Source organism: Pseudomonas agronomica (genome assembly GCF_025917275.1).
Lineage (GTDB): Bacteria > Pseudomonadota > Gammaproteobacteria > Pseudomonadales > Pseudomonadaceae > Aquipseudomonas > Aquipseudomonas agronomica.
Window position 1 is genome coordinate 1 of the sequence record NZ_JAOSHO010000397.1, and the last position, 4,714, is coordinate 4,714.

Annotated in this window: 5 protein-coding genes; all 5 read left to right on the top strand. The window is 59.7% G+C overall.

Annotated features, from left to right (window positions below):
* The first annotated feature begins 488 nt into the window (after positions 1-488).
* Complete coding sequence (locus tag OC610_RS21380) at positions 489-1,262, top strand: ABC transporter substrate-binding protein (protein ID WP_217861409.1); 774 nt, start codon at positions 489-491, stop codon at positions 1,260-1,262.
* Positions 1,263-1,352: 90 nt separating this feature from the next.
* Positions 1,353-2,042: an ABC transporter permease gene (locus OC610_RS21385; protein ID WP_003178836.1), complete on the top strand. Its 690-nt coding sequence runs from the start codon at positions 1,353-1,355 to the stop codon at positions 2,040-2,042.
* The gene (locus tag OC610_RS21390) at positions 2,039-2,737 is read left to right on the top strand and encodes an ABC transporter permease (protein ID WP_003204798.1); all 699 of its coding nucleotides are present in this window, start codon (positions 2,039-2,041) and stop codon (positions 2,735-2,737) included. The genes OC610_RS21385 and OC610_RS21390 overlap by 4 nt, the downstream gene beginning before the upstream one ends.
* 56 nt (positions 2,738-2,793) lie before the next feature.
* Positions 2,794-3,558 (top strand): ABC transporter ATP-binding protein, encoded by a 765-nt coding sequence (locus OC610_RS21395; protein WP_030142459.1) that lies wholly within the window; start codon positions 2,794-2,796, stop codon positions 3,556-3,558.
* Positions 3,559-3,671: 113 nt separating this feature from the next.
* A complete protein-coding gene (locus OC610_RS21400) occupies positions 3,672-4,652 on the top strand; it encodes a GlxA family transcriptional regulator (RefSeq protein WP_264430580.1) in 981 nt (326 codons plus the stop codon).
* Positions 4,653-4,714: the final 62 nt, after the last annotated feature.

Here is a 4,714-nt window from a genome sequence, read left to right on the forward strand (position 1 = left end):
AGCGGGAGCAAGCTCGGTGGGTGAATAAATATCGGCGTTCAATATAGGAAACGTCTGAACGTTACCGGTGTTTCGAAATGTGTAACGAAAGGCGCCACAACGGGGCGATGTGAAACGCCAAGCCCCGTTGCAGGGCGTTTTCAAGCGTTTCGAAAAACAAGCCGACACGCTGTGCTTGCCGGATTAGAAGGGTTTGCGAATAATGGGCCCGCTATTTGCAGCGGTGATGGGTTCCCTTTCTTTTGCTCTTGCATGAATTTGCGGGGCTGTCAATGTGCTCGAACAGCTTTCTCGGTGCTTCTGTAATTTGTTGTCGCATTGAAGAAATATCGACTTCGGGCCTGTCGTTAGAATGCCGATCACTCGCTCGTCGTGGCATGCGTTGAAAAACGCATGCCATCGGATGCAGCACCCAAGTTCGTTTACCCATTCGCATATTGGGCTGTTGCTCACTCTGCCGTTTTGCCCTTTACCGATGGAGTCCCAAGATGAAGAAACTTGTGCTGCTTGGCGCCCTGGCACTGTCCGTGCTGTCCCTGCCGACCTTCGCTGATGAGAAACCCCTGAAGATCGGTATCGAAGCGGCTTACCCGCCGTTCGCCTCCAAGGCTCCGGACGGCAGCATCGTCGGTTTCGACTACGACATCGGCAATGCGCTGTGCGAAGAGATGAAGGTCAAGTGCGTTTGGGTCGAGCAGGAATTCGACGGCCTGATCCCGGCGCTGAAGGTGCGCAAGATCGACGCGATTCTGTCGTCCATGTCGATCACCGAAGATCGCAAGAAGTCCGTGGACTTCACCAACAAGTACTACAACACCCCGGCCCGTTTGGTGATGAAAGCCGGCACCCAGGTCAGCGACAGCCTGGCCGAGCTCAAGGGCAAGAACATCGGCGTGCAGCGTGGCTCGATCCATGAGCGTTTCGCCCGTGAAGTGCTGGCGCCGCTGGGTGCCGAGATCAAGCCGTACGGTTCGCAGAACGAAATCTACCTGGACGTCTCCGCCGGTCGTCTCGATGGCACCGTGGCAGACGCTACGCTGTTGGATGACGGTTTCCTGAAGACCGACGCGGGCAAGGGCTTTGCGTTCGTCGGCCCGGCCTTCACTGACGTCAAGTACTTTGGCGACGGCGTCGGGATCGCGGTTCGCAAGGGCGATGCGCTGAAAGACAAGATCAATACTGCAATTGCCGCTATTCGCGAGAACGGCAAGTACAAGCAAATCCAGGACAAATACTTCGCCTTCGATATCTACGGCAAGTAATCCCGTCCCGCCACTCGTGCGAAATGGCGCAAGCAACAGGATCTCTGCGGTTTGCGCCATTTTTTCATCCCACTTTCGAGGACCTGAATCATGTTGAAAGGCTACGGGGCTGTCATCCTCGATGGCGCATGGTTGACGCTTCAGCTCGCCTTGTCGTCCATGGCCCTGGCCATCGTCCTGGGGCTGATCGGTGTCGCCTTGCGCCTCTCGCCGGTGCGTTGGCTGGCGTGGCTGGGCGACCTGTATTCAACGGTCATCCGCGGCATTCCCGACCTGGTGCTGATCCTGCTGATTTTCTACGGCGGCCAGGACCTGCTCAACCGCGTCGCGCCAATGCTTGGCTATGACGACTACATCGACCTGAACCCGCTGGCGGCCGGTATCGGCACCCTGGGCTTTATCTTCGGTGCGTACCTGTCGGAAACCTTTCGCGGTGCGTTCATGGCAATCCCCAAGGGCCAGGCCGAGGCAGGCATGGCGTATGGCATGAACGGTTTCCAGGTGTTCTTCCGGGTACTGGTGCCGCAGATGATTCGCCTGGCGATCCCGGGCTTCACCAACAACTGGCTGGTGCTGACCAAGGCCACCGCGCTGATTTCGGTGGTGGGCCTGCAAGACATGATGTTCAAGGCCAAGCAGGCGGCAGATGCCACTCGCGAACCTTTCACGTTCTTCCTCGCGGTGGCGGCGATGTACCTGGTGATCACCAGCGTCTCGTTGCTGGCATTGCGTCACCTTGAGAAGCGCTACTCGGTAGGCGTAAGGGCGGCTGATCTATGATCTTCGACTACAACGTCATCTATGAAGCCTTGCCGCTGTACTTCAGCGGTTTGCTGACCACCCTGAAGCTGTTGGCCCTGTCGCTGTTCTTCGGCCTGTTGGCGGCGCTGCCCCTGGGGCTGATGCGGGTGTCCAAGCAGCCGGTCGTCAACATGACGGCCTGGCTCTACACCTACGTGATCCGCGGCACGCCGATGCTGGTGCAGCTGTTCCTGATCTACTACGGGCTTGCGCAGTTCGCCATCGTGCGCGAGAGCTTCCTCTGGCCATGGCTGTCCAGCGCAACGTTCTGCGCCTGCCTGGCGTTCGCCATCAACACCAGCGCCTACACCGCTGAAATCATCGCCGGCAGCCTGCGGGCCACGCCCAATGGCGAGATCGAGGCGGCCAAGGCCATGGGCATGTCGCGCTACAAGCTGTATCGCCGGATCCTGTTGCCGTCGGCCCTGCGCCGGGCACTGCCGCAGTACAGCAACGAAGTGATCATGATGTTGCAGACCACCAGTCTCGCGTCCATCGTGACCCTGATCGACATTACCGGTGCCGCGCGCACGGTGAACGCGCAGTATTACTTGCCGTTCGAGGCCTACATCACCGCCGGTGTGTTCTACCTGTGCCTGACCTTCATCCTGGTGCGCCTGTTCAAGCTGGCCGAGCGCCGCTGGCTGGGTTACCTGGCGCCGCGCAAGCACTGATAACGCATCGATCCGATCGACTGCTCAACGACTGACGTTTTGTGAGAACCGACCGCATGTACAAGCTTGAAGTCCAAGACCTGCATAAACGCTATGGCAGTCACGAAGTGCTCAAGGGCGTGTCCCTGAAAGCCGCAGCTGGCGATGTGATCAGCATCATCGGCTCCAGTGGCTCCGGCAAGAGTACTTTCCTGCGTTGCATCAACCTGCTTGAGCAACCCCACGCTGGCAAGATCCTGCTCAACAACGAAGAGTTGAAACTGGTCGCCGGCAAGGACGGTGCGATGAAGGCTTCGGACCCCAAGCAACTGCAGCGCATGCGTTCGCGGTTGTCGATGGTGTTCCAGCATTTCAACCTGTGGTCCCACATGACTGCGCTGGAAAACATCATCGAAGCGCCGGTCCATGTGCTGGGCGTGCCCAAGGCCGAAGCCCGCGAGAAGGCCGAGCACTACCTTAACAAGGTCGGCGTGGCCCATCGCAAGGATGCCTACCCAGGCCACATGTCCGGCGGCGAGCAGCAACGCGTGGCGATCGCCCGTGCGCTGGCAATGGAACCTGAGGTGATGCTGTTCGATGAGCCGACCTCGGCGCTGGACCCGGAGCTGGTGGGCGACGTGCTCAAGGTGATGCAGGCCCTGGCCCTGGAAGGTCGGACCATGGTGGTGGTGACCCACGAAATGGGCTTTGCCCGTGAAGTGTCGAACCAGTTGGTGTTCCTGCACAAAGGCATCGTCGAAGAAAGTGGCAACCCGCGCGAAGTGCTGGTCAATCCACAATCGGAGCGCCTGCAGCAATTCCTGTCGGGCAGCCTCAAGTAATCGCTCCCGTTACGCACCTGATTTGGGTCATGCTGCGCACCGCGCGCCAGATGGTCTAATTTGGTTGCAGCCGCTTTTGGCTTTAACACTGTTTTCGCTTCGGATTGCCCGCCATGACTGCCCATCGAATAGGTTTCCTGATTTGGCCCAGCACTAAAGCCTTGACGCTGGCGCTGGCCGAGGAGGCCTTGCGTGTCGCTCAGCGAGTGCATCCGGACGTGGTCTACGAGCTGTCGTTCCTGCAAGCCGAGCCACCCGCCGAGGGAGCTTGGCAATTGCCCGGTGAATCCTGGGTCGGCAAGCTCGAGGGGCTGCAGAAGCTGTTCCTGCTGGCCGACGAGCCGCCGACCACGTTGGCCTCGCCGCTGAGCAGCGCGCTCAAACAGTTGGTGCGGGCGGGTTGCGTCATTGGTGGTTTGTCCGCCGGTGTCTATCCCTTGGCGCAGTTGGGTCTGCTCGATGGCTATCGCGCTGCAGTGCACTGGCGCTGGCAGGATGATTTCTCCGAGCGCTTCCCCAAGGTCATCGCCACCAGCCATCTGTTTGACTGGGACCGCGATCGCCTGAGTGCCTGCGGCGGCATGTCGGTGTTGGACTTGTTGTTGGCGGTGCTGGCCCGTGACCACGGCGCCGAATTGGCCGGCGCGGTGTCGGAAGAACTGGTGGTCGAGCGCATTCGCGAAGGTGGCGAGCGCCAGCGCATTCCGTTGCAGAACCGCTTGGGTTCCAGTCATCCGAAGCTCACCCAGGCCGTGCTGCTGATGGAAGCCAACATCGAGGAACCGCTGACCACCGACGAAATCGCCCAGCATGTGTGCGTGTCCCGCCGGCAACTGGAGCGGATCTTCAAGCAGTACCTCAACCGCGTACCGAGCCAGTATTACCTGGAACTGCGCCTGAACAAGGCCCGGCAGATGCTGATGCAGACCAGCAAGTCCATCATCCAGATCGGCCTGTCCTGCGGTTTCTCTTCCGGCCCTCATTTTTCCAGCGCCTATCGCAACTTCTTTGGTGCGACACCGCGAGAAGATCGCAACCAGCGGCGCAGCAGCAGCCCGTTCGAATTGTCCTCGGTGCCGTCCGAACGCGGCTAAGCGGCAAGACTGCGGATAGGGCGGTCAATACATAAAATTGTGGGAGCGAGCTTGCTCGCGAT